The following is a 22,797-nucleotide window of genomic DNA, read 5'->3' as shown; positions in this document are numbered from 1 at the left end:
CCGCCGCGGGGCGGAGACGGAAGGGCACGCCGGGCCGCGCCCGGCGGGACGGCCGGTCACGACGCCGCTCCCGGCTGCCCGGCCGGGCCGGACTCCCACGACAGCGGCCCGCACTCCGGGGTGAACCCGTGCGGGTGCACGTGGTCGTGGCCCGGCAGCGCGTGCGCGCCCACGGCGGCGGGCGGCGGGCCGTCGTGCGCCACCAGCCCGTCCCTGATCACCACGGCCCGGCGCACCAGGGCCTCCAGCGGGCCCAGCTCGTGCGCGACCAGCACGACCGTACGCCCCTCGGCGACGAGCGTGGTGAGCGTGTCGGCGAGCAGCCGCTGGCTGCCGGCGTCCACCCCGGCCGTGGGCTCGTCCATGACGAACGTGTCGGGCTCGCCGGCCAGCGCGCGGGCGATGAGCACCCGCTGCTGCTGGCCTCCGGACAGCGAGTGCACCGAGTCGCCGGCGCGGTCGGTCAGGCCCACCGCTTCGAGCGCCCGGTTCACCGCGTCGCGGTCGGCGGCCGTGCTCGGGCGCAGACGGCGCTGCCTGGCGATCCGCCCGGAGGCGACCACCTCACGCACCGTGGAGGGCACGCCGCCGCCCACCGACAGGCGCTGCGGCACGTAGCCGATGCGCCACCACTCCCGGAAGCGGGCGGGCGGCGTGCCGTACAGCTCGGTGCGCCCGCCGGACAGCGGGACCAGGCCGAGCAGCGTGCGTACCAGGGTGGACTTGCCCGAGCCGTTCGGGCCCAGCACCGCGACGACCTCGCCGGGGCGGATGGTGACGTCCACACCGCGCAGGACCTGACGGCCCTCCAACGTCACCTGCCCGCCGGTCATGGCGAACACGGCGGGCGCGAGGGAGGCGGCGGCGACACCGGCCGGCGGCGCGGTGTCCGCCTGGCCGGAGACTACTCGGGAGATAAAGCTCAACTGCATCCCAACGCGGTGCGAAGTTCGGTGAGGTTCTGGCGCATGGCCGACAAGTAGTCGCCCGAAGCCGGCTTGCTCTCGATCGGGTCGAGAACGGCCGTCTTGGCGCCCACCTCCTGGGCGAGGACCTCGGCTACCTTGGGGCTGACAAGGGCCTCGGTGAAAATCGTAGTCACTTTCTCCTGCTTGGCCACCTTCGCCACCTCTGCCAGGCGGGCCGGCGACGGCTCGGAGTCGGGGTCGATGCCGCTGATGCCCACCTGCTCAAGGCCGTAGCGGTTGGCCAGGTAGCCGAAGGCCGTGTGGCTGGTCACGATCGCGTGGCCGGAGCAGGACGACAGCCCCTTCTTCAGCTCCGCGTCCAGCGTGCCCAGCTCGGTGGCGGTGGCGGCGGCCCGCTGCCTGTACCCCTGCGCGTGCGCGGGGTCGGCGGCGGCCAGCCGCTCGCCCAGCTTGGTGGCCACGGTCGCCAGCCTGCTCGGGTCGAGCCAGATGTGCGGGTCGTACGACACGGCCTCCTCGTGCCCCTCGCCCTCCGCCTCGTGCCCGGCCTCATCGGCGTGCTCCCCGCCGGCCTCCTCACCGTGGCCGTGCTCTTCCTCACCATGGCCGTGCTCGTCCACGCCCGTGGCCGGAATGGTCTGCACGACGGACGCCGCGTCGAACCCCCGGTCGGCCGCGTTCTGCTGGACCGCCTGGTCCACCGCGGGCTGCACCCCCTTGATGTACACGGTCAGCGCCGCCGACTCCACCTCGGCGACCTGCCGCGGCGACAGCTCCAGGTCGTGCGGCTCGACGCCCGGCTTGGTCAGCGTCGCCACCGTCACATCGCCACCCCCAACCCGCTCGGTCACCCACTGAAGCGGATAGAACGCGGCGAGCACCTGCGGCTTGCCTTCAGAAGAGGCCGACCCCTCGGCCCCGGAGGCACCACAGGCAACGGCAGAACCGAGCAGCGCGACCCCGGCGAGGAGGCCGCCCGCACGTACACGCAGACGGGACGAATCAGGCATCACAGGTCTCAGTATGCGCAAAATGAAAACCGTTGTCAAAGCCACTCTTCCCCTCCGACCTGCACGATCATCCCCGCAGCCCCCTCCAAAGGACATCCCGGACACCCCCCAAGGTGCGGGCGAAACACCCCGTTCTGCCCAGACCTGCCGCGGCCCCATGTCTCCGCTCGCGGGCGGCACCTCGGCCCCCCGTCCTGCCAGGGACCGGCGAGAGGCGGCGCCTGGGCCGGTGCTCCTCCCGATGCGGCGATGGCCGCGGCCTTGCCCCGGAGCGTTCGCTCCTTGCCGTGGCGCCGCCCCGCAAAGCGCGGGCCCGGATCCGGCGCTCGGCCGGACGCGCTCTCGCGCGCGGCGCCCATCTCGGGTCGTGGCGACGCTCCGATGGGCCGAGAACGGGGTGAGAGGCGGGATGCGGTTCCCGCCCAAGGCGGGAGCCGGCGTAAGTGCTTGTCGTGATGCCGCCCTGACGCGCCGCCGGCCCAGGTGCGGGGCGGACGGCGCTTCGATGCGGCGCCCGTTCGGGCCGGGCAACGGGCCCCGGCCTCTGGTGGGGCGGCGTGCAGCTCCTGTGAGGGGCGGGCGAGAGACGGCGTTCGCCCCGATGAGGCGTCCGTCCGGAGCGGGCCCTTTGGGGCGGCGTCGCCCGGCGCGTCGCCCAGCCGAGCACGGTCATGGACGGTGCCCGGCTCGATGTGGCGTCCGCTCGGTCCGGGAGCGGCAGTGCATGCGCTCTGCGACGCCCCTCGCCCGGCTTCGCTGACATCCTCGCCCCGCACTGCGGCACCGCCCCGCTCCCGGTGCGCCCACGACCGCATGCCTCCGGGCTCGCGCTCAGGGGCACGTCGGTCAGGGCGCCCGCTGTCGTCCTTCCCCCTGTGCCCCATGCCCCCTTCAGCCGCGCGGCACTCCGGTTGATTCCCGTGTGGCTTGACGGGTTTGCGGGGCTTGATCAGGCTCAAGGGGCGGCGGTGGTGCCCATGGGTGATCGGTATGGGACGCGGCGATGGCTGCGCGGGTGCCTCGCGACGGGGAGGCGACGCTGGTGGTGGCGGGCGATCTGCGCACCCTGACGAGCCGGGCGGAGGGGATGCCGGGGGTGGTGCTGGACGTGCCCGTGGGCGAGGAGGCCGTGGTGCCGCACAAGGTTCAGCCCCGGGTGCTCGCCGGTCTGCTGCCGCGACGGCTCAGAAGGCGACGGCTCAGAAGGCGACGGCTCAGAAGGCGCCGAAACGGTCGAGGACCAGCAGGATGAGGAAGGCGGCCGCCGCCACGCGCAGCAGGCGGCCCTTCAGGCCGAGGGACGGCCACGACATGTACGCCAGCCACGCCACGAAGGCGAGCACCGCCAGCGCCGCCAGCCCGCCCGGCCACGACGGGACCGCGAAGCCGACCAGGAGCAGCACGACCAGGACGACGGGCAGGATCCAGCGGGGCAACTGGAACAGGAACACCAGCGGGGCCGCGCTGCGGCGCTCCAGCTCCTTGCGCAGGCCCGTCGCGCTGGGCGTGAAGAACTGCTCGCCCGGGGGCAGGGGCCGCCTCGTGCCGCCGCCCCGCCTCGGCCCCGCTCCGCCGCCCGCCCCGGCGTTGCGGGCGAGCGGGTGCGCCGGCGCCCGTCGTGCGGCAGGGGAGCGGGAATCGCGCTGTCGAGCCACGCCCCGAGCCTAACGCCCGCCCCCGTTCCCAGGCCAACATCACGGCTCCCGGGCCGGGTTCGGTGGTCTGTTCCCGGTCCCGGGGTGGGGTGGGGTCCTGCCTGGGGTCGGGGGGCGGGGGGTGGACCGGGGGAGGTGTGGGGGCTAGGGTGTGGTCGCGGCGTTGCTCTCGCGCCCAACCTCCGATGCGGGTCCCCACGCGGCCCGCCGCCTGTGGAGGCAAAGGGGACCTGTGCGCCTCGGGAGCGCGGTCGGGTCACGTACGCGCGCACGACGAGCGGCGGCCGGAGCCGCGGGCGTGGGCCGGGCGCCGGGGTCCGCCGCGCGTGGAGTCACGAACGATGACCAGCAAGAAGCAGCTCAAGGCCCGCATCCGTGCCCGTATGGCCAAGACCGGCGAGAGCTACACCGCCGCGCGACGCCATGTGGCCGGGGCCGGTGTCGCCGGGCCCCGTGATGGTGCGTGGCGGTTCCACGGGGGTGTGCACGCCGGGTCGGCGGTGATCGCGTCCGTTCTGGGCAACGGCGGGGCGGAGGTCGCCGAGCCGCTGGTGTTCCTGGCCGGGGGCGGCATCGGGGCCGGGTACATCCTGTGGGAGTTCAAGCGGCACGACAGCCGCCACCTCACGCTCGGGTTCCGCAACCAGTGGCAGTACCCGATCGCGTGGATGGACAAGACGCTGGGCAGGCTCGGCGTCCGGTACGAGACGCACAGCACCGCGGGCGCCAAGGGCGCGGCGGCGCGGCTGGCCGCCGAGCTGGACGCCGGGCGGCCGTGCGTGATCCTGCCCGACCGCTACCACCTCGGGCTGTGGGGGCTGCCCGCGCACCTCGACGGGCACGGCGGGCACCCGGTGATCGCCTACCGCCGCGAGGACGGCGTGGTGCGGCTCGACGACCGCGGGCTCGCGCCGCTGCTGGTGCCGCAGGAGCGGCTGGACGCCGCCCGCGCCCGCGTCTCGTCGTACAAGAACGTGCTGCACGTGGTGCCCGATCCGACGCCCGTCGCCGAGGAGACCCTGGTACGCGCCCTGCGCGAGGGCCTGGGCGAGTGTGTCGGGCAGCTCTCCAAGCCGTCCGACTCCTTCTCGCTGCCCGCCTGGCGCAAGTGGGCCCGGCTCATGACCGACACCCGCAACGCCAAGGCGTGGCCGGCCGTGTTCGCCGACGGGCGCGGGCTCGCCGGGGCGCTGCTGGCGGTCTGGGAGGGCGTGGAGCCGGTCGGCGCCGACGGCGGGAACCTGCGCGGCCTGTTCGGCGACGCGCTGGAGGCGGCCGCCGAGCCGCTCGGCGTACCGGAGCTGAAGGAGCGGGCCGCGGAGTGGCGCGGCGTGGACGCGATGTGGCACGACCTGGCCGAGGCCGCGCTGCCCGCGGACGTGCCGGAGTTCGCCCGGCTGCGCGAGCTGACCGCGGCCGTCAGGGAGACGCTGCACGCCGAGGGCACCGCGGGCGCCGCCGAGATCGAGGAGGCGGCCGGGGAGCTGTGGGCGGCGCGGGCCGAGTACGACGTGCGCTTCCCGCTCGGCGACCCCGGCCCGCTGTTCGAGGACCTCTCGGCCCGCCTGCACGCCGTCCACGAGGCCGAGACGGAGGCCGTGGCCCGGCTGCGCGCCCTGGTCTGACCCCCGCCGCGGGGCCGGCGCGCGCTCTGGCATGCTGGGCCGGTGCTTGCCATCATCCGCTTCACCGTGCCCGAGGACCGCGCGCCGGCCTTCGCCGAGGATGCCGGCGGCATCCTGGACACCTTCGCCGCCCAGCCCGGCTACCTGCGTGGCCGGGTGGGGCGCTCGGTGGACGAGCCCGGCGTGTGGGCGCTGGTGAGCGAGTGGGAGGGCGCCGGGTTCTACCGGCGGGCCCTGTCGGCGGCCCGGATGGCGATGTACCCGCTCATGACCCTGATGCTGAACGAGCCGAGCGCCTTCGAGGAGGTCTACGCCGTCCCCGGGGGTGAGAACGCGGGCGAGAAAGGGGATGAATCCCCCTGAGACCGCCGGGGGAGCGTTATGCGCGCGCGAAGCGCGTCCGAAGTCCCCTAAGCTGGGAGCTCATCAAGTCCGGTGTCCGAGCCGACGCCGGCACCGAATCCTCGCCGACCTCCAGCCGGATGGAGACCTTCCCTATGGCACGCCGAACCGACGTCATGGACACCATCGTCAGCCTCGCCAAGCGCCGCGGGCTCGTATACCCGTCGAGCGAGATCTACGGCGGTCTGCGGGCGTCGTGGGACTACGGCCCGCTCGGCGTCGAGCTGAAGAACAACGTCAAGCGGCAGTGGTGGAAGGCCATGGTCCAGGCCCGTGAGGACGTCGTGGGCCTCGACTCGTGCGTGATCCTGGCCCGCGAGGTGTGGGAGGCCAGCGGCCACGTCGAGACCTTCACCGACCCGCTGACCGAGTGCCAGTCGTGCCACAAGCGCTTCCGCGCCGACCACCTGGTGGAGGCGTACGAGGACAAGCACGGCCGCCCGCCGGCCCAGGGCCTGGCCGACATCACCTGCCCCAACTGCGGCAACAAGGGCGCCTTCACCCAGCCCCGGCAGTTCAGCGGCCTGCTGAAGACCTTCCTCGGCCCGGTCGAGGACGAGTCGGGCCTGGCCTACCTGCGTCCCGAGACCGCGCAGGGCATCTTCATCAACTACCTCAACGTGCAGCAGTCGGCGCGCAAGAAGATCCCGTTCGGCATCGGCCAGATCGGCAAGTCCTTCCGCAACGAGATCACGCCGGGCAACTTCATCTTCCGCACCCGCGAGTTCGAGCAGATGGAGATGGAGTTCTTCGTCAAGCCGGGCACCGACGAGGAGTGGCACCAGTACTGGATCGACGAGCGGTTCCGCTGGTACGCCGACCTGGGCATCAACAAGGACAACCTCCGGCTCTACGAGCACCCCAAGGAGAAGCTGTCCCACTACTCCAAGCGCACGGTGGACATCGAGTACCGCTTCAACTTCACCGGCGGCGAGTGGGGTGAGCTGGAGGGCATCGCCAACCGCACCGACTTCGACCTGACCGCGCACAGCAAGGCGTCCGGCACCGACCTGTCGTTCTTCGAGCAGGACACCGGCGAGCGCTACGTCCCGTACGTCATCGAGCCCGCGGCCGGTGTCGATCGCGCCACGCTGACCTTCCTGCTCGACGCCTACACCGAGGACGAGGCGCCCAACGCCAAGGGCCAGATGGAAAAGCGCACCGTGATGCGGCTGGACCACCGGCTGGCGCCGGTCAAGGTGGCCGTGCTGCCGCTGTCGCGCAACGCCGACCTCTCGCCCAAGGCCCGCGACCTGGCCGCGCAGCTCCGCCGCAGGTGGAACGTCGAGTTCGACGACGCCGGCGCGATCGGCCGCCGCTACCGCCGCCAGGACGAGATCGGCACGCCGTTCTGCGTCACGATCGACTTCGACACCCTTGAGGACCAGGCGGTGACGGTGCGCGAGCGCGACAGCATGCGGCAGGAGCGCATCGCGCTGGATCAGGTCGAGGGTTACCTGCGCCAGCACCTCAACGACTGATCCACCTGGCCTTGGGTCAAGGCCAGGTGAGCGCCGAACCAGGCCGTCATCCGCTCGTACGCCGTAGCGGAGGCGGCCTGGTCGTGTTGTGCCGCCCGGTCAGCCCTGCCTCCCGTGGCGCGGCGAAGGTGATCTCCTCGGTGGATCGAGTACGCCCTTTTCCGTGAGGTGACGCGGGAAGGGCGTCATGGGGGCGAATGTCGGTGCCGCCCGGCGAAAGCGCAGATGAACCCCGGTATCCGGATGAGCCGCGAAAGGTTGGATAAACCTCTCCCTTACGCCGGTTTTCGGGGGTTGTTGCTCAGATAGGTCCCGTACATGGTCCTATGGGGGCGTTCGCCCGGCCGCAGCCGGCCGTGCGAGGGCGCCCAGAGAACCCATCGAGGATACGGAGAACCTACCCATGGCACGCACATCACGCTGGAGGTCCGTCGTGGGCGTTCTGGCCCTGAGCGGCGGTGCGTTCTTCGCGACGGGGAGCGCCGCCTTCGCGGACCCCGACCCCGCGGCGGACGATGTCACCCTGCGTCTTGTCGTGGACGAGTGCGAATACCTGTCGGGGGCGGTAGCGCCGTGACGGAGCTCGACCCGTACGAGGCGCTCGACCGCTACGAGGCGGGGGAACAGCGGGCGTACACGCAGGAGGTGAGCACCCGCGGCCCCGGGCCGGCCGAACGGCTGGAGCGTGCGCTGTTCGAGGTCAAGCGGGTGATCGTGGGGCAGGACCACATGGTCGAGCGGCTGCTCGTCGCGGTCCTGGCCCGCGGGCACTGCCTGCTCGAAGGCGTGCCCGGCATCGCCAAGACGCTGGCGGCCGAGACCCTGGCCGCGGTCGTCGGCGGCTCCTTCGCGCGCATCCAGTTCACCCCGGACCTGGTGCCCGCCGACATCGTGGGCACCAGGATCTACCGGCCGTCGCAGGAGAGCTTCGACATCCAGCTCGGCCCGATCATGGCCAACATCGTGCTCGCCGACGAGATCAACCGGGCGCCGGCCAAGGTGCAGTCGGCGCTGCTGGAGGTCATGGCCGAGCGGCAGGTCAGCATCGGCGGGCAGACCCACCCGGTGCCCACGCCGTTCCTGGTGCTGGCCACGCAGAACCCGATCGAGTCGGAGGGCGTGTACCACCTGCCCGAGGCGCAGCGGGACCGCTTCCTGCTGAAGGTGGACGTCGGTTACCCCACCGAGTCGGAGGAGCTGGCGATCCTGTACCGGATGAGCGTGGACCCGCCGGAGGCGCAGCGCATCCTGGACCCCGCCGACCTGCTGGAGCTCCAGCGTGCGGCCGAGCGGGTGTTCGTGCACCACGCCGTCGCGGAGTACGTCGTCCGGCTGGTCTACGCGACCCGGGAGCCGGAACGATACGGCATCCCCGACGTGGCCGGGATGCTGGCCTTCGGCGCCAGCCCCAGGGCCACGCTCGGCCTGGTCGCGGCGGCGCGGGCGCTGGCACTGCTGCGCGGGCGCGAGTACGTCCTGCCCGAAGACGTCCGGGACCTCGCGCCCGACGTGATGGCCCACCGGCTCGTGCTGTCCTTCGACGGCCTGGCCGACGGCATCCGGCCCAGGGACGTGGTCGCGCGGGTGCTCGCCGCCGTGCCCGTGCCCGTGATCGCCCCGAACAGGAGAGAGGCGGCGGCTTGATGTGGCACAAGCCCGGCAGGCCCGCCAAGCCCGATAAGCCGGGCAAGGCCGGCCATGCCCCTGACCGGGGGGCGGCGATCCGCTCCGTGCGCGACGCGGGCGTCTCCGAGGCCGCGCTGCGCCGGCTGGAGCTGACCATCGTGCGCCGGCTCGACGGACTGCTCCAGGGCGAGCACCTGGGCCTGATGCCAGGCCCCGGCAGCGAGCCGGCGGAGGCGCGGCCGTACGAGGACGGCGACGACGTACGGCGGATGGACTGGAACGTCACCGCGCGCTCCCACGACCCGTACGTGCGGGACGTGATCGCCGACCGCGAGCTGGAGACCTGGGCGCTGCTCGACGCCAGCGCCAGCATGGACTTCGGCACCGGCCAGATGGAAAAGCGCGAGCTGGCCCTGGCCGCGGTGGCGGCCGTGGGCTTCCTGACCGAGCGCACCGGCAACCGGATCGGCGCGCACATCCTGCACGGCACCGGCGTACGCCGGCTGCCCGCGCGCACCGGGCGCCCGCACCTGATGGCGCTGCTGCACGCGATGTTCGCGCTCCCGCGCACGCCCGCCGGCGAGCGGCCCCGCCCGCTCGGCGAGCACGCCGACCAACTCGCCCGCACCCTGCGGCGGCGCGGCCTGGTCGTGGTGGTCTCGGACTTCCTGGACGACCCCGGCACCTGGGAGCGGCCGATGCGGCGCCTGGCCGTACGGCACCAGGTGCTCGCCGTCGAGGTCGTGGACCCGCGCGAGCTGACCCTGCCCGACGTGGGCGTGCTGACGCTGATCGACCCCGAGACCGGGCGGCGCAGGGAGATCTCCACCGCCAGCGCCCGGCTGCGCGAGCGTTACGCCGCGGCGGCGGCCGAGCAGCGCGGCGCGATCGGGGCGGCCCTGCGCCGCAGCGGCGCCGCCCACCTGCGGCTGCGCACCGACCGCGACTGGGTCAAGGACCTGGTCATGCACGTCCTGGCCCAGCGCCGCCTGGCCAGGGCCGCCCCGGCCCCGCGCGCCGGCGCGCCCGGCGCGTCCCGGCCCGCCGGCATGGCCCCGGCGCCCGGCGTCTCCAGTGCGGCCCCGGCACCCGGCGTCTCCGCTGCGGCCCCGTTCTCCAGCCCGGCCCCGTTCTCCAGTCCGGCCCCGGCGCCCGGCGCGGCCGGAAGGGGCACGGGAGGTGACGCGGCATGACCTTCCTGTCCCCCGTCTGGCTCCTGTTGCTCATTCCGGTACTCGCGATCGCGATCGTCTATGTGGTCATGCATCTACGGCGCAGCCAGTACGCCGTACGCTTCACGAACCTGGACCTGCTGGACAAGGTGGCGCCCAAAGGGCCCGGCTGGCGGCGGCACGTGCCGGCGGCGCTGTTCGGGGTCATGCTCGTGCTGCTCGTGGTCGGGTACGCGCGGCCGACCGCCGAGGTGCGCGTTCCGCGCGAGCGAGCGACGATCATGGTCGCGTTCGACGTGTCCGCCTCCATGCGGGCCACCGACGTGGCCCCCAACCGGTTCGCCGCCGCGCAGAACGCCGCGCGCCAGTTCGTACGGGACCTGCCCCCTCGGTTCAACCTCGGCCTGGTGGCGTTCTCATCGACGGCGGCGGTGACCGTGGCGCCCACCACCGACCGCAACGCGGTGCTCAACGCCATCGACCGGCTGGAGACCGACTCCGGCACCGCCATCGGGGAGGCCGTCTTCTCCTCGCTGCAGGCGATCAGCACCCTGGACGCCCAGGCGGACGAGGAGCCGCCGCCCGCGCACATCGTGCTGCTGTCCGACGGCTCCAACACCACCGGCAGGGACGTCCCCGAGGCCGCCACCGAGGCCGGCACGCGCCGGGTGCCCGTCACCACGATCGCGTACGGCACCGAGGAGGGCGTGATCGAGCTCAGCGGCAGGACCGTCCCCGTGCCGGTGGACGGGCCCGCGCTGAAGAGCCTGGCCGACTCCACAGGCGGCGGCTTCTACGAGGCCGCGTCCGGCGACGAGCTCCAGGCCGTGTACGACGACATCGGGACCTCCGTGGGCTACCAGATGGAACGGCAGGAGATCTGGCCGTGGTTCGTCGGGCTCGCCCTGATCGGCGCAGTCCTGGCCGCGGGCACCTCGATGTTGTGGTTCTCGCGGATTCCCTAGGGGGCAGACCATGGTGAACACGACGAACCACAGGACCGCGTACGACGACGACGCGGCGGCGCGGGGCGGCGCACTCGGCCTGGGCCGCCCCCGCGGCCCCGACTTCCTGCCCGGCGCGTCCGCGCCCCCCGCCGCGCCGCCACCCGGGGCCGGCGTGGGGCCCGCGCCCGCCGCGCCGGTCGCGGCCCCCCGCAGGGGCCGGGTCCTGCTGACCGCGGCCCTCGTGGCCGCGGTCGTCGGCGGCGGGGCGGGGGTCGCCGGGGCGAGGCTGGGCGCCGAGCCCCAGCGCGCCGCCCCCGTGGCGCTGCCCCGGTCCACCGCCGGCCCGGTGACCGTGCCCGGGGGCCTGAGCGGCATCGCCGCCCAGGTGCTGCCCAGCGTCGTGTCGGTGGAGACCGGTGGCGGCAACGGCTCCGGATTCGTGATCGACGCCACCGGGCACATCCTGACCAACGCGCACGTCGTGGACGGGCGTACGCAGGTGTCGGTGGTGTTCGACGACGGGCGCCGCGCCTCGGCCGAGGTCGTCGGCTCCGACGAGACCAACGACCTGGCCGTCCTCGCCGTCCGGGACGCCACGGCCCTGACGCCCGCCGTGCTCGGCCGCTCGGCCGACGTGGCGGTCGGGGACCAGGTGCTGGCCATCGGCTCCCCGCTCGGTCTCCAGGGCACCGTGACGTCCGGCATCGTCAGCGCGGTCGATCGGGAGGTGCCCTTCGGCGGCTCCGGCGCCGGGCTGACCGCCCTGCAGACCGACGCCTCCATCAACCCCGGCAACTCCGGCGGGCCGCTCGTCAACGCCCGCGGCGAGGTGATCGGGGTGAACACCGCGATCCTGTCACGGCGCGGCGGCGGCTCGATCGGCATCGGCTTCGCCATCCCCATCGACCGCGCCGCCGACGTGGCGGAACGCATCATCAGAAACTAGGTGGCGGCGGAATTATGAATCCCGCCGGATCGGAAATAGGTTCGAGACATGCGCCTATTGGTGGTCGAGGATGAGGAGGACCTCGTCGACGCGCTCCGCGTCGGCCTGGTCCGGGCCGGTTACGCCGTCGATGTCGCCTACGACGTGGCCGAGGCCGAGGAGAAGCTGCACGTCAACTCCTACGATCTCGTGCTGCTCGACTTGAACCTGCCCGGCGGCGACGGCTTCGAGCTGTGCCGCGCCGTACGCCGCGCCGAGGGCGGCAGCGCCGTGCGGATCATCATGGTGACCGCGCGCGACCGCCTGGACGACCGGGTGAAGGGGCTCGACGAGGGCGCCGACGACTACCTCGTCAAGCCCTTCGCCTTCCCCGAGCTGCTGGCCCGCGTACGCGCCCTGCTGCGCCGCGACTCCCCGGCCGGCACCGCCGTCCTGGAGGTCGGCGATCTGCGGCTCGACACGGCCAGGGTGGAGGCCTACCGCGACGGACGCCAGCTCTCCCTCACGCCCAAGGAGTTCGGCGTCCTGCACTACCTGATGACCCGCCCCGGGCACGTCGTCTCCACCGAGGAGCTGCTGGAGCACGTCTGGGACGAGCACACCGACCCCTTCACCAACACCGTCCGGGTCACCGTCGGCAACCTGCGCCGCAAGCTCGGCAGCGAAGGCGTCATCGAGACCGTGATCAGCCGGGGGTACCGCCTGAAGGAACGGGTGTGAACGAGCGCCGCCCCGAGGAGCGACCGTGAGCCGTCTGCCGTGGCTGCCGCCGTTCGCCCAGACGATCCGGTTCCGCCTCACCGTCCTGTACACGGGCCTGCTGTTCGTGCTGGCCGCCACCGTGCTCGGCGTCATCTACCTCTCGCTGCGCGCCAACTCCGAGGACCGGCCCTACACCAAGGAGTACGTGGAGGTCGTCAACAAGCGCGGCGAGGTCCTGGGCAAGCAGCAGGTCGTGCTGATCGAAGAGGTCGAGAACCTGGTCAACCTGAAGTCCCAGAGCCGCCTGCTGCGCTACTCCGGCTACACCCTGGGCGGCCTGTTCGTGGCCAGCCTGGGCATCGGCTGGGTGCTCAGCGGCCGGGTGCTGCGCCCCGTACGCTCCATCACCCGCACCGCCGCCGAGATCCAGGCCACCGACCTGTCGCGGCGCATCCGGCTGCAGGGCCCCAAGGACGAGCTGCGCGACCTGGCCGACACCGTGGACACCATGCTGGACCGCCTGGAGGACGGCTTCCGCGCCCAGCGCCAGCTCATCGACGACGCCTCGCACGAGCTGCGCACCCCGCTGGCCATCATCAGGGCCAACGTGGACGCCGTGCTCAGCTCCCCCGAGAGCACCGAGGCCGAGCGGATGCGCGCCGCCGACATCGTGGACCGCGCCACCACCCGGATGACCCGCCTGGTGGAGGACCTCCTGGCCACCGCCAGACGCGCGGCCCCCGCCCTGGCCGACGCCGACATGGACGTGGGCGTGGTCGCGGCCGAAGCCTGCGACGAGTTCACCACCCTGGCCGCCGAACGCGCCCTGGAGATCACCCGCCGCCTTCCCACCGGCCTGATCGCCATCGGCGACCCCGACGCCCTCCGCCGCGCCGTCGGCAACCTGCTGTCCAACGCCGTACGCCTGGCGCCCCCCGGCAGCTCGGTGGCCGTGGCCGCAGGCCGCCGCCAGGGCTGGCTCTGGATAGCCGTCCGCGACGCCGGCCCCGGCCTCGCCGAGGACGACCAGCCCAGGGTCTTCGACCGCTTCTGGCGCGCCCCGGCCCACACCACGCCGTCCTCCCGCGACCGCCACACCGGCCTGGGCCTGGCCATCGTGCGCCAGATCGTGGAATCCCACGGCGGCCAGGTGCGGCTGTTCTCCAAACTCGGCAGCGGCAGCACCTTCGTCCTCTGGCTCCCGGCCCGGGGCGCCAACCCCACCCACGCCCCCGACGACAACCCCTTGGAGCCGGCCGCCCAGCCCCTCGCCGAAACGCCCCGCCGCGGACGCTGACGCCCGCGCGCCCCTCAGGCCGGGGGGGTCCAGGCGGGCGTACTCGTCGCGGGTGATCGCGTGGACCTCGATCGGACGCCCGCTGCCCGGATCGGTGGTCCTGCGGTCGAGGCGCATCCCGAGCTTGGCCATGACCCGGATGGACGCCGGGTTCGCGGTCTGCGCGATGCTGACGACGCGGTCGAGGCCGCGGTCGCGGAAGCCGAAGCGCATCGCGGCGCGGGCGGCCTCGGTGGCCAGCCCGCGACCCCAGAAGGGACGGCCCAGACGCCAGCCGATCTCGACGGCGGGGAGGATCTCGGGGAGGAAGGCGGGGATGCCCAGGCCGGTGAAGCCGGCGAGCTCGCCGGTCTCGCGGACTTCCACGGCGAACAGGGTGAAGCCCTCCTTGTCCCACAGTTCGCCCAGCCGCTTGACGGCGGCACGGGTGTGTTCCTCGTCCACCGTCGAGCCGTCGCCGATGTGCCGCATGACCTCGGGGTCGCCGTTGATGGCGGCCATGGGGGCGACGTCCTCCTCGCGCCACCCGCGCAGGAGAAGCCGCGGGGTCTCGATGGTGATCACCGTCACATCCTGCCTCACGCGCGGGCGGGGCGCGCGGGCCCGGCACGCCGGAAAAGGGACCGGGGCGTAATCCGGATCACCGCCGTACGGCCCTCGCCGTGAGGGGTGGGAACGCCCCCGAAATTGGTTTACACCAATTGGTGTAAACCAATTTCCCGGAACCCTCCGGAACGTGTGCCAAGAAAATGGATTAGACCGCGTCAAGCCACCTGACCTGCTCTTATGCCTTGCGCTGGGCGGGGTGCCGTTTCATCATGTTCTTCATCGGTACAGTCAACGGTGAGGCGGGATCCTGGCGTTTCATTGAGGTCGGAGAAGGAGCAGCCGTGGCCAAGTTCGTTTACGATTTCACCGAGGGCAACAAGGACCTCAAAGACCTCCTCGGCGGCAAGGGCGCGAACCTCGCCGAGATGACCAATCTCGGGCTGCCCGTGCCACCCGGCTTCACGATCACGACCGAGGCGTGCCGGGCGTACCTCGCCGACGGCCGCACCCCCGAGGGGCTGGACCGCGAGATCGGCGAGCACCTGGGCGCGCTGGAGAAGACCATGGGGCGGCGGCTCGGGCAGGCCGACGACCCGCTGCTCGTCAGCGTACGGTCCGGCGCGAAGTTCTCCATGCCCGGCATGATGGAGACCGTCCTCAACATCGGCCTCAACGACGAGTCGGTCCACGGCCTGGCCAAGCAGGCGGGCGGCAACGAGCGGTTCGCCTGGGACTCCTACCGCCGCCTCATCCAGATGTTCGGCAAGACGGTGCTCGGCATCGACGGCGATCGCTTCGAGCACGCGCTCGACGACCTCAAGGGCGCCCGCCAGGACTACGACCTCACGCCGGAGGAACTGCAGCGGCTGGTCGAGACGTACAAGGGGATCGTGCGGGAGGAGACCGGCAGGGAGTTCCCCGCCGACCCGCGCGAGCAGATGGAACTGGCGATCAAGGCGGTGTTCGAGTCGTGGAACGCGCCCCGCGCGGTCCTGTACCGCCGCCAGGAGCGCATCCCGGCCGACCTGGGCACGGCCGTGAACGTCGTGGCCATGGTGTTCGGCAACTGCGGCATGGACTCCGGCACCGGCGTCGCCTTCACCCGCGACCCGGGCAGCGGCCACCAGGGCGTGTACGGCGACTACCTGCAGAACGCGCAGGGCGAGGACGTCGTGGCCGGCATCCGCAACACGGTGCCGCTCCAGGACCTGGAGAAGATCCACCCCGAGGCGTACCGCGAGCTCCTGGGCATCATGGAGACGCTGGAGAACCACTACCGCGACCTGTGCGACATCGAGTTCACCATCGAGCGTGGCAAGCTGTGGATGCTGCAGACCCGGGTCGGCAAGCGCACGGCCGGGGCCGCCTTCCGCATCGCCACCCAGCTCGTGGACCAGGGCCTGATCGACATGGACGAGGCCGTCCAGCGGGTCACCGGCGACCAGCTCGCCCAGCTCATGTTCCCCCGCTTCGACGACAAGGCCGCCAAGAAGCGCATCGCGACCGGCATGAACGCCTCCCCGGGCGCGGCCGTGGGCCAGGCGGTGTTCTCCTCCGAGCGCGCGGTCGAACTGGCCGAGCGGGGCGAGGACGTCATCCTGGTCCGCCGCGAGACCAACCCCGACGACCTGGCCGGCATGATCGCCGCCAGGGGCGTGCTGACCTCGCGCGGCGGCAAGACCTCGCACGCCGCGGTGGTCGCCCGGGGCATGGGCAAGACCTGCGTCTGCGGCGCGGAGGAGCTGGAGGTCTCCCCGGCCGAGCGCAGGTTCACCGCGCCGGGCGGCGTCGTGGTGCGTGAGGGCGACGTCATCTCCATCGACGGCACCAGCGGCGCCGTCTACCTGGGCGAGGTGCCGGTGGCCGACTCGCCGGTGGTGCGGTACTTCGAGGGCGAGCGCGAGGCCGGCGGCGACGACCTGGTCCGGGCCGTGCACCGGATCATGTCGCACGCCGACGCGGTGCGCGCCCTGGGCGTGTACGCCAACGCCGACACCCCCGAGGACGCCGCGCGGGCCCGCAGGTTCGGCGCGCAGGGCATCGGCCTGTGCCGTACGGAGCACATGTTCCTCGGCGAGCGCCGGCAGCTCGTGGAGGACCTGATCCTGGCCGAGGGCGAGGAGGAGCGGCAGGCGGCGCTGGACGCGCTGGAGCCGCTGCAGAAGGCCGACTTCACCGGCATCCTGGAGGCGATGGACGGGCTGCCGGTCACGATCCGGCTCATCGACCCGCCGCTGCACGAGTTCCTGCCCGACCACGTCGAGCTGGCGGTCAAGGTCGCGACCGGCAAGGGCACCGAGAAGGACGCCAAGCTGCTGGAGGCGGTCAAGCGGCTGCACGAGCAGAACCCGATGCTGGGCCTGCGCGGCGTACGCCTCGGGCTGGTGGTGCCGGGCCTGTTCGCGATGCAGGTGCGGGCCATCGCCGAGGCGGCGCGCGAGCGCAGGGAGCAGGGCGGCGACCCGCGTCCGGAGATCATGATCCCGCTGGTGGGCGCGGTGCAGGAGCTTGAGGCCGTACGCGAGGAGGCCGCGGCCATCCTGCGCGAGACCGGCGTCGAGGCGCTGATCGGCACCATGATCGAGGTGCCCAGGGCGGCGCTGACCGCGGGCCAGATCGCCGAGGCGGCGGAGTTCTTCTCCTTCGGCACCAACGACCTGACCCAGATGACCTGGGGCTTCTCCCGCGACGACGTGGAGGCGGCGTTCTTCGCCAAGTACCTGGAGCTGGGGGTGTTCGGCGTCTCGCCCTTCGAGACGATCGACCGCGACGGCGTCGGCAGGCTGATGCGGCTGGCCGTGGAGGAGGGCCGGGCGGTCCGGCCGGACCTGAAGCTCGGCATCTGCGGCGAGCACGGCGGCGACCCCGACTCGGTGCACTTCTGCCACGAGATCGGGCTCGACTACGTCTCCTGCTCCCCGTTCCGCATCCCGGTCGCCCGGCTTGAGGCGGCCCGCGCGCTGCTCACTTTCGGCGGCTCCGACACCCGCTGACGTGGGGCGTTCCACCCCCGGCCCGCGCGCCGGGGGTGGAACGCGCTCGCCGGGGCATAGTCTTCACCTCAGATGGAACACCACGGCGAGCACGATCACGATCAACAGCGCTGGGTGCCGGAACCCCCCGGCAACCCCGAGCGGGGCGCGTTCGAGCGCGACCGCGCCCGGGTGCTGCACTCCGCGGCCCTGCGCCGCCTCGCGGCCAAGACCCAGGTCGTCGGGCCGGGCGAGACGGTGAGCAGCGGCCAGCACATCCCGCGCACCCGGCTGACCCACTCCCTGGAGTGCGCCCAGGTGGGGCGCGAGATGGGCAAGGCGCTCGGCTGCGACCCCGACCTGGTCGAGACCGCGTGCCTGGCGCACGACCTGGGGCACCCGCCGTTCGGGCACAACGGCGAGACCGTGCTGAACCGGCTGGCGGCGGCGTGCGGCGGGTTCGAGGGCAACGCGCAGAGCCTGCGGCTGCTGACCCGGCTGGAGGCCAAGGTGGTCACCGAGGACGGCCGCAGCGCCGGGCTCAACCTGACCCGGGCCTCGCTCGACGCCGCCTCCAAGTACCCCTGGCCGCGGGGCGGGGCGCCCGACGCCGCGGCGCACGGGCGCGAGGGCGGCCCGTACGGCGTGTACCCCGACGACCTGCCGGTCTTCAGCTGGATGCGGCGCGGCGCGCCCCCCGGGCGGGTCAGGTTCGAGGCCCAGGTGATGGACTGGGCCGACGACGTGGCGTACTCGGTGCACGACCTGGAGGACGCGCTGCACTCCGGGCACGTCACGCTGGAGGCGCTGCGCTCCCCGTCCGAGCGGGCCGAGGTGTGCGAGCGCACGATCGGCTGGTACGCGCCCGACGCCGATCCGGCCGAGCTGGAGTCGCTGCTCGCCCGGCTGGTGGCCGAGCCGTTCTGGCCGCGCCGCTTCGACGGCTCCCTGGCCGCCCAGGCGGCGCTGAAGGCCCTGACGAGCACGCTGATCGGCCGGCTGTGCCGCGCGGCGCAGGAGGCGACCCTGGAGGCGTACGGGCCGGGGGCGCGGGGCTACGAGGCCGACCTGGTGGTCCCGGCGGCGGCCCGGCTGGAGTGCGCGCTGCTCAAGGGGATCACCGCCCACTACGTCATGTGCAGCAGCGAGCACAACGCCAACCAGGCCCGGCAGCGCGAGCTGATCGCCGAGCTGGCCGAGCTGATCATGCGGGGCGCCCCCGACACGCTGGAGCCCGCACTGCGGCCCGCGTTCGAGCGGGCCGGCGGCGACCCCGACCGCGTACGCGTGGTCGTGGATCAGATCGCCTCGCTCACCGACACCTCCGCCATCTCCTGGCACGCCCGCCTGTCCGGGCGCTGAGGGCGCGGAAAGGATGCGTCACGGCCGCCTGTCCGCGCCCTGAGGGGGCGGAAGGATGATGCGTCACGGCCGCCTGTCCGCGCCCTGAGGGGCGGAAGGATGATGCGTCACGGCCGCCTGTCCGGGCCCTGAGGGGGCGCGGAAGGATGCGTAACGGCCGCGCCTTCGGCGTCAGGCGCCTGACCGCGCGGCACCGCGAAGCCGCCGGCCCGGCCGTCCCGCTGGAGACCTCGCCGCGGCTCAGTTGTCGATCGGCTCCAGCACCGTCGGCTGCGGGTCCGGCGGGCGCTGGGTCGGCTTCTTCCTGGTCGGCGTCGGCGAGGGCTTGGGCTGGGTGACCGACTTCGACGCGCACAGGATCGTGCACGCCGGGGAGGCGCCCACCTTGCGGCGCAGCGCCAGGGTCTCCTCGCGGGGCGAGAGCGTCTTGTTGCCGTTGCGCCACGCGTCGAGGTAGTCCCACGGCTTCACCATGCCGCGGCGCACCCACCACAGGCCCGGGTCGGCCTTCCAGGAGATCGCGAAGTACAGGTTGGCCGCGGTCGCGCGGGCGTTGCCGGAGTTGCCGATCGTGCCGAGGAGCTGGCCCGCCTTGACCTTCTTGCCCGGTTCGATGCCCGCGGCCACCGACTCCAGGTGGCCGCCGAGATAGCGCACGCCGTCGGCGCCGATCACGGTGACGAACCTGCCCTCGCGGTCGGCGCCGTGGTCGGTGCTCGGCGACCAGGAGTCAGTGGTGCGCACCTCGTCCACGGTGCCGTCCACGGGGGAGACGAACGAGCATCCGGGACGCGTCCAGATCGTGGTCTTGGGCAGCACGAGCAGCTTGCGGGCATAGCTGACCTTGCACCCCTTGACCGGGAACGTGTAGGTGTGCTCCGACAGCTTCGGCGGCGGCACCTGCACCGGCCCGGTGCCGGGCGGGCGCTCCACGTCGCTCCCCTCGCCCGCGGCGGTCTCCTCGGGCTGCGGCGTCTCGGCGCCGGTCGGCGCGATCCGTCCGGGCGCGGGGGCGGTGGAGACGTCGGGCGAGGGCGCGGGCGGCAGCGTCGTCACCTCGGCCGCCCCGCTCACCGAGCCGCACCCGCCCGTGAGCACCACACCCGCCGTGACGGCCAGCCAGATCCGATAGCCCGATCGCATGCTTCCCACCCGCGTACTGTCCCAGATTCGCCGCTACCTTTGTAACGGACCTCCACATTGGTCATGAGGTGTTCCGAGAATCCGGTACCGATCGGGAACCCGGCGACCCCCGCGCGTTCTGTCCGTCGCCGCCAATAGACTCACGACGTGGCAGGCCGCATCAGTGACGACGACATCGCGCTCGTCCGCGAGCGCTCACCGATCGCCGACGTCGTGGGCGAGCACGTCCAGTTGCGCAACGCCGGCGGCGGCAACCTCAAGGGGCTGTGCCCCTTCCACGACGAGAAGAGCCCGTCCTTCAACGTCACCCCGGCCCGCGGCTACTGGTACTGCTTCGGCTGCGGCGAGGGCGGCGACGTCATCACCTTCGTACGCAGGCTGGAGCACCTGTCGTTCTCCGAGGCCATCGAGCGCCTGGCGCAGCGGGCCGGCATCCAGCTCCGCTACGAGCAGGGCGGGTACGTCCCGGGGCGCGAGCAGGGCGAGCGCACCCGCCTGCTGGAGGCCCACCGGGCCGCGGCCGAGTACTACGCCGAGCAGCTTTCCGCGCCCGAGGCGGCCCCCGCGCGCCGCTTCCTGTCCGAGCGGGGCTTCGAGCGGGTCGATGCCGAGCACTTCGGCGTGGGCTTCGCCCACTCCGACTGGGACCGCCTCGCCCGCCACCTGATGGGCCGCGGCTTCACCGCCGCCGAGCTGATCAAGGGCGGCCTGGCCCGCGAGGGCCGCCGGGGCCCCATCGACCGGTTCCGCGGCCGCCTGCTCTGGCCGATCCGCGACATCACCGGCGACGTGATCGGGTTCGGCGCCCGCAAGCTGCTGGACAGCGACGATGGGCCGAAATACCTGAACACGCCCGAAAGTCCGCTTTACAAGAAGAGTGAGGTCCTCTACGGCATCGACCTCGCCAAGCGCGAGATCTCCAAGCGCTCCCAGGCCGTGATCGTCGAGGGCTACACCGACGTGATGGCCTGCCATCTCGCCGGCGTGCCGACCGCCGTGGCCACCTGCGGCACCGCCTTCGGCGAGGAGCACATCAAGATCCTGCGCCGGCTCCTGCTCGACCAGGCCGAGTTCCGCGGCGAGGTCATCTTCACCTTCGACGGCGACGCGGCCGGCCAGAAGGCGGCCCAGCGCGCCTTCACCCAGGAGCAGAAGTTCGTCACCCAGACCTACGTCGCCGTCCAGCCCGACGGCCTCGACCCGTGCGACCTGCGGGTCAAGCAGGGCGACGCCGCCGTGCGCGACCTGATCGCCAGCCGCGAGCCCCTGTTCGCCTTCGCCGTGCGCAGCGTCATCGGCCGCTACGACCTGTCCACCAACGAGGGCCGCCTGGCCGCGCTCGACGCCGCCGCGCCCATCGTCGCCGGCATCAAGGACCGCGCGCTGCGCCAGATGTACGCCGTCGACCTGGACCGCTGGCTCGGCTTCATGAACGAGCGCCTGGTCATGGACCGCATCGCCGAGGTCACCGCCGCCTCCGCCCCCCAGTCCCAGGGCCCCGCCCGCCGCCAGGCCCCCGCCCCGTCCCGCGCCCGCCCCGCCGACCAGCCCCGCCCCGACCCCACCGACCCCGCCCAGCGCGTCGAGGCCGAAGTGCTCAAGCTGGCCATCCAGCGCCCCGCCCTCCTCGGCCCCGGCTTCGACACGGTCGGCCCCCAGGCGTTCACCACCCCCGAACACGTGGAGCTGTACGCCTGGATCCTCGCCGCCGGCGGCACCACCCACGCGGGCCCCGGAGGCCGCGAGTGGGTGGACCGCCTCCTGGCCGGCGCCACCGAGAACCTGCGCCCGCTCATCACCCGCCTGGCCGTCGAAACCCTCCGCGCCGACCTGGACAACGAGGAACGCTACGGCGCCGCCATGCTGGCCGCCCTGGAGGCCATCTCCACCGACCGCGCCATAGCCCAGGTCAAGGCCCGCCTCCAGCGCCTGAACCCGGTGGACGAGGTGCAGGAGTACAACCGCCTGTTCGGCGAGCTGGTCGCCCTGGAACAACAACGCCGCCTCCTACGAGAACGAGCCGCCGGCACCCCCTGACCCCCACCCCGTCCGCAAGAAAGCGCAGCACCCGCCGGCGATCTCGGCACGGGGATGGGCCGGCCCGCCCCGGCAAGGGCCGCAGGCCGGGAGGCTCGGAGGGGCGGAGACCCGAAGCCGATGCCGCGGAGCCGGCCGACCGGCCGGGCGGGCGGCGGCCAGGCCGGGGGGAGCGGAGCGCACGGCCGCCGGGAAGCGGTATCGGCCGTAGCCGCTACGGGGTCGTGGTGCGGGCGTCCCGGGAGGGGCTGCCGGAGGGCCGCACCGGTAGCGGCCACCGGTAGCGGCCACCGGTAGCGGCCACCGGTAGCGGCCACTGCCGGGTCGTGACGCGGCACGCTCGGGGAACGGTTGTCGGAGATGCTGTGCCGGTCGCAGGGGCTGTGCCGGTCGCAGCCGCTCCACGCGTGGTCTACGTGTCCTGGGGCAGCCACCCGGACCCGCCAGGGCGGCCCGGATCCGCGAGGGTCCCCCTGGACCCGCGAGGGTCGGGCTGGATCGGCCAGGGTCGGGCTGGATCGGCCAGGGTCGGCCTGGACCGGCCAGGGTCGGCCTGGACCGGCCAGGGTCGGCCTGGACCGGCCAGGGTCGGCCTGGACCGGCCAGGGTCGGCCTGGACCGGCGAGGGCTGGCCTGCACCCGTCAGGGGCGGCCCGGACCGGCTGGAGTCGGCCTGGACCCACCTGAATCTGGCCGGCCGGACCCACCTGAATCCGCCGAAGCCCTCCAGACTCACCGGGAGCCGTCAGAGCCGCTGGGGCCGGCCAGGCCCCCGACGGGGGCCGGAGGGGGGTGGGCGCGTCCGCGCCGAAAGCGATCTTGAATAGGGTGGAGGAATGGCGGAAAGCGTCTGACAGAGATCGTCAACTCGGGGTGATCGCGTTTTGGGCAGCGATCACTATGGGTTCACGGTGCCTCCGCGAACCGCGCGGCGATCTGATC

17 protein-coding genes and 1 pseudogene are annotated in these 22,797 nt (G+C 73.0%); 13 read left to right on the top strand and 5 right to left on the bottom strand.

What is annotated here, in order from left to right:
• Window positions 1–56: 56 nt before the first annotated feature.
• The 3 genes from HNP84_RS13360 to HNP84_RS13350 form a co-directional block, all read right to left on the bottom strand.
• Window positions 57–833 carry a metal ABC transporter ATP-binding protein gene (locus tag HNP84_RS13360; RefSeq protein ID WP_221336259.1) on the bottom strand — a complete coding sequence of 259 codons (777 nt, stop codon included), beginning with the start codon at window positions 831–833 and terminating at the stop codon, window positions 57–59.
• 89 nt (window positions 834–922) lie between these two features.
• A complete protein-coding gene (locus HNP84_RS13355) occupies window positions 923–1,939 on the bottom strand; it encodes a metal ABC transporter substrate-binding protein (protein ID WP_185049981.1) in 1,017 nt (338 codons plus the stop codon).
• Between the two features lie 1,214 nt (window positions 1,940–3,153).
• Window positions 3,154–3,594: a DUF6703 family protein gene (locus HNP84_RS13350; protein WP_312924667.1), complete on the bottom strand. Its 441-nt coding sequence runs from the start codon at window positions 3,592–3,594 to the stop codon at window positions 3,154–3,156.
• 341 nt (window positions 3,595–3,935) lie between these two features.
• On the opposite strand from HNP84_RS13350, the gene HNP84_RS13345 reads away from it, so the two are divergent.
• The 10 genes from HNP84_RS13345 to HNP84_RS13300 all read left to right on the top strand — a co-directional run bounded on the left by HNP84_RS13345 (window position 3,936) and on the right by HNP84_RS13300 (window position 13,792).
• Window positions 3,936–5,219, top strand: a complete 1,284-nt coding sequence (locus HNP84_RS13345) for a BtrH N-terminal domain-containing protein (protein WP_185049980.1) — start codon at window positions 3,936–3,938, stop codon at window positions 5,217–5,219.
• 42 nt (window positions 5,220–5,261) lie between these two features.
• Window positions 5,262–5,582: an antibiotic biosynthesis monooxygenase family protein gene (locus HNP84_RS13340; protein WP_185049979.1), complete on the top strand. Its 321-nt coding sequence runs from the start codon at window positions 5,262–5,264 to the stop codon at window positions 5,580–5,582.
• Window positions 5,583–5,716: 134 nt separating this feature from the next.
• Window positions 5,717–7,102 (top strand): glycine--tRNA ligase, encoded by a 1,386-nt coding sequence (locus HNP84_RS13335; RefSeq protein ID WP_185049978.1) that lies wholly within the window; start codon window positions 5,717–5,719, stop codon window positions 7,100–7,102.
• A gap of 403 nt (window positions 7,103–7,505) precedes the next feature.
• The gene (locus tag HNP84_RS52875) at window positions 7,506–7,679 is read left to right on the top strand and encodes a hypothetical protein (RefSeq protein ID WP_185049977.1); all 174 of its coding nucleotides are present in this window, start codon (window positions 7,506–7,508) and stop codon (window positions 7,677–7,679) included.
• Between the two features lie 68 nt (window positions 7,680–7,747).
• A complete protein-coding gene (locus tag HNP84_RS13325; protein ID WP_312924829.1) occupies window positions 7,748–8,746 on the top strand; it encodes an AAA family ATPase in 999 nt (332 codons plus the stop codon).
• Window positions 8,746–9,921 carry a DUF58 domain-containing protein gene (locus tag HNP84_RS13320; RefSeq protein ID WP_185049976.1) on the top strand — a complete coding sequence of 392 codons (1,176 nt, stop codon included), beginning with the start codon at window positions 8,746–8,748 and terminating at the stop codon, window positions 9,919–9,921. Before HNP84_RS13325 ends, HNP84_RS13320 begins: the two co-directional genes overlap by 1 nt.
• Window positions 9,918–10,865: a VWA domain-containing protein gene (locus HNP84_RS13315; protein ID WP_185049975.1), complete on the top strand. Its 948-nt coding sequence runs from the start codon at window positions 9,918–9,920 to the stop codon at window positions 10,863–10,865. Before HNP84_RS13320 ends, HNP84_RS13315 begins: the two co-directional genes overlap by 4 nt.
• Window positions 10,866–10,875: 10 nt before the next feature.
• Entirely contained in the window at window positions 10,876–11,793 is a 918-nt protein-coding gene (locus HNP84_RS13310; RefSeq protein ID WP_185049974.1) for a S1C family serine protease, read from the top strand.
• A gap of 48 nt (window positions 11,794–11,841) precedes the next feature.
• The gene (locus tag HNP84_RS13305) at window positions 11,842–12,513 is read left to right on the top strand and encodes a response regulator transcription factor (RefSeq protein WP_185049973.1); all 672 of its coding nucleotides are present in this window, start codon (window positions 11,842–11,844) and stop codon (window positions 12,511–12,513) included.
• Window positions 12,514–12,538: 25 nt separating this feature from the next.
• Window positions 12,539–13,792, top strand: a complete 1,254-nt coding sequence (locus HNP84_RS13300; RefSeq protein ID WP_185049972.1) for a sensor histidine kinase — start codon at window positions 12,539–12,541, stop codon at window positions 13,790–13,792.
• Between the two features lie 171 nt (window positions 13,793–13,963).
• Here HNP84_RS13300 and HNP84_RS13295 read toward each other — a convergent pair.
• Window positions 13,964–14,293 (bottom strand): annotated as a pseudogene (locus HNP84_RS13295) (GNAT family N-acetyltransferase); the annotation flags it as partial.
• Between the two features lie 389 nt (window positions 14,294–14,682).
• Here HNP84_RS13295 and ppdK point away from each other — a divergent pair.
• Window positions 14,683–17,334, top strand: a complete 2,652-nt coding sequence (gene ppdK / locus HNP84_RS13290) for a pyruvate, phosphate dikinase (protein ID WP_185049971.1) — start codon at window positions 14,683–14,685, stop codon at window positions 17,332–17,334.
• Between the two features lie 72 nt (window positions 17,335–17,406).
• Window positions 17,407–18,675, top strand: a complete 1,269-nt coding sequence (locus HNP84_RS13285; RefSeq protein WP_185049970.1) for a deoxyguanosinetriphosphate triphosphohydrolase — start codon at window positions 17,407–17,409, stop codon at window positions 18,673–18,675.
• A gap of 240 nt (window positions 18,676–18,915) precedes the next feature.
• Here HNP84_RS13285 and HNP84_RS13280 read toward each other — a convergent pair whose 3' ends face one another.
• The gene (locus tag HNP84_RS13280; protein WP_185049969.1) at window positions 18,916–19,818 is read right to left on the bottom strand and encodes a M23 family metallopeptidase; all 903 of its coding nucleotides are present in this window, start codon (window positions 19,816–19,818) and stop codon (window positions 18,916–18,918) included.
• 147 nt (window positions 19,819–19,965) lie between these two features.
• Here HNP84_RS13280 and dnaG point away from each other — a divergent pair, with 147 nt between their 5' ends.
• Entirely contained in the window at window positions 19,966–21,855 is a 1,890-nt protein-coding gene (dnaG, locus tag HNP84_RS13275) for a DNA primase (RefSeq protein ID WP_185049968.1), read from the top strand.
• Window positions 21,856–22,797: the final 942 nt, after the last annotated feature.

The organism is Thermocatellispora tengchongensis, assembly GCF_014202315.1.
GTDB lineage: Bacteria > Actinomycetota > Actinomycetes > Streptosporangiales > Streptosporangiaceae > Thermocatellispora > Thermocatellispora tengchongensis.
Note: the sequence above shows the minus strand (reverse complement) of the source record. Positions and strands in the feature narration are given on the sequence as shown.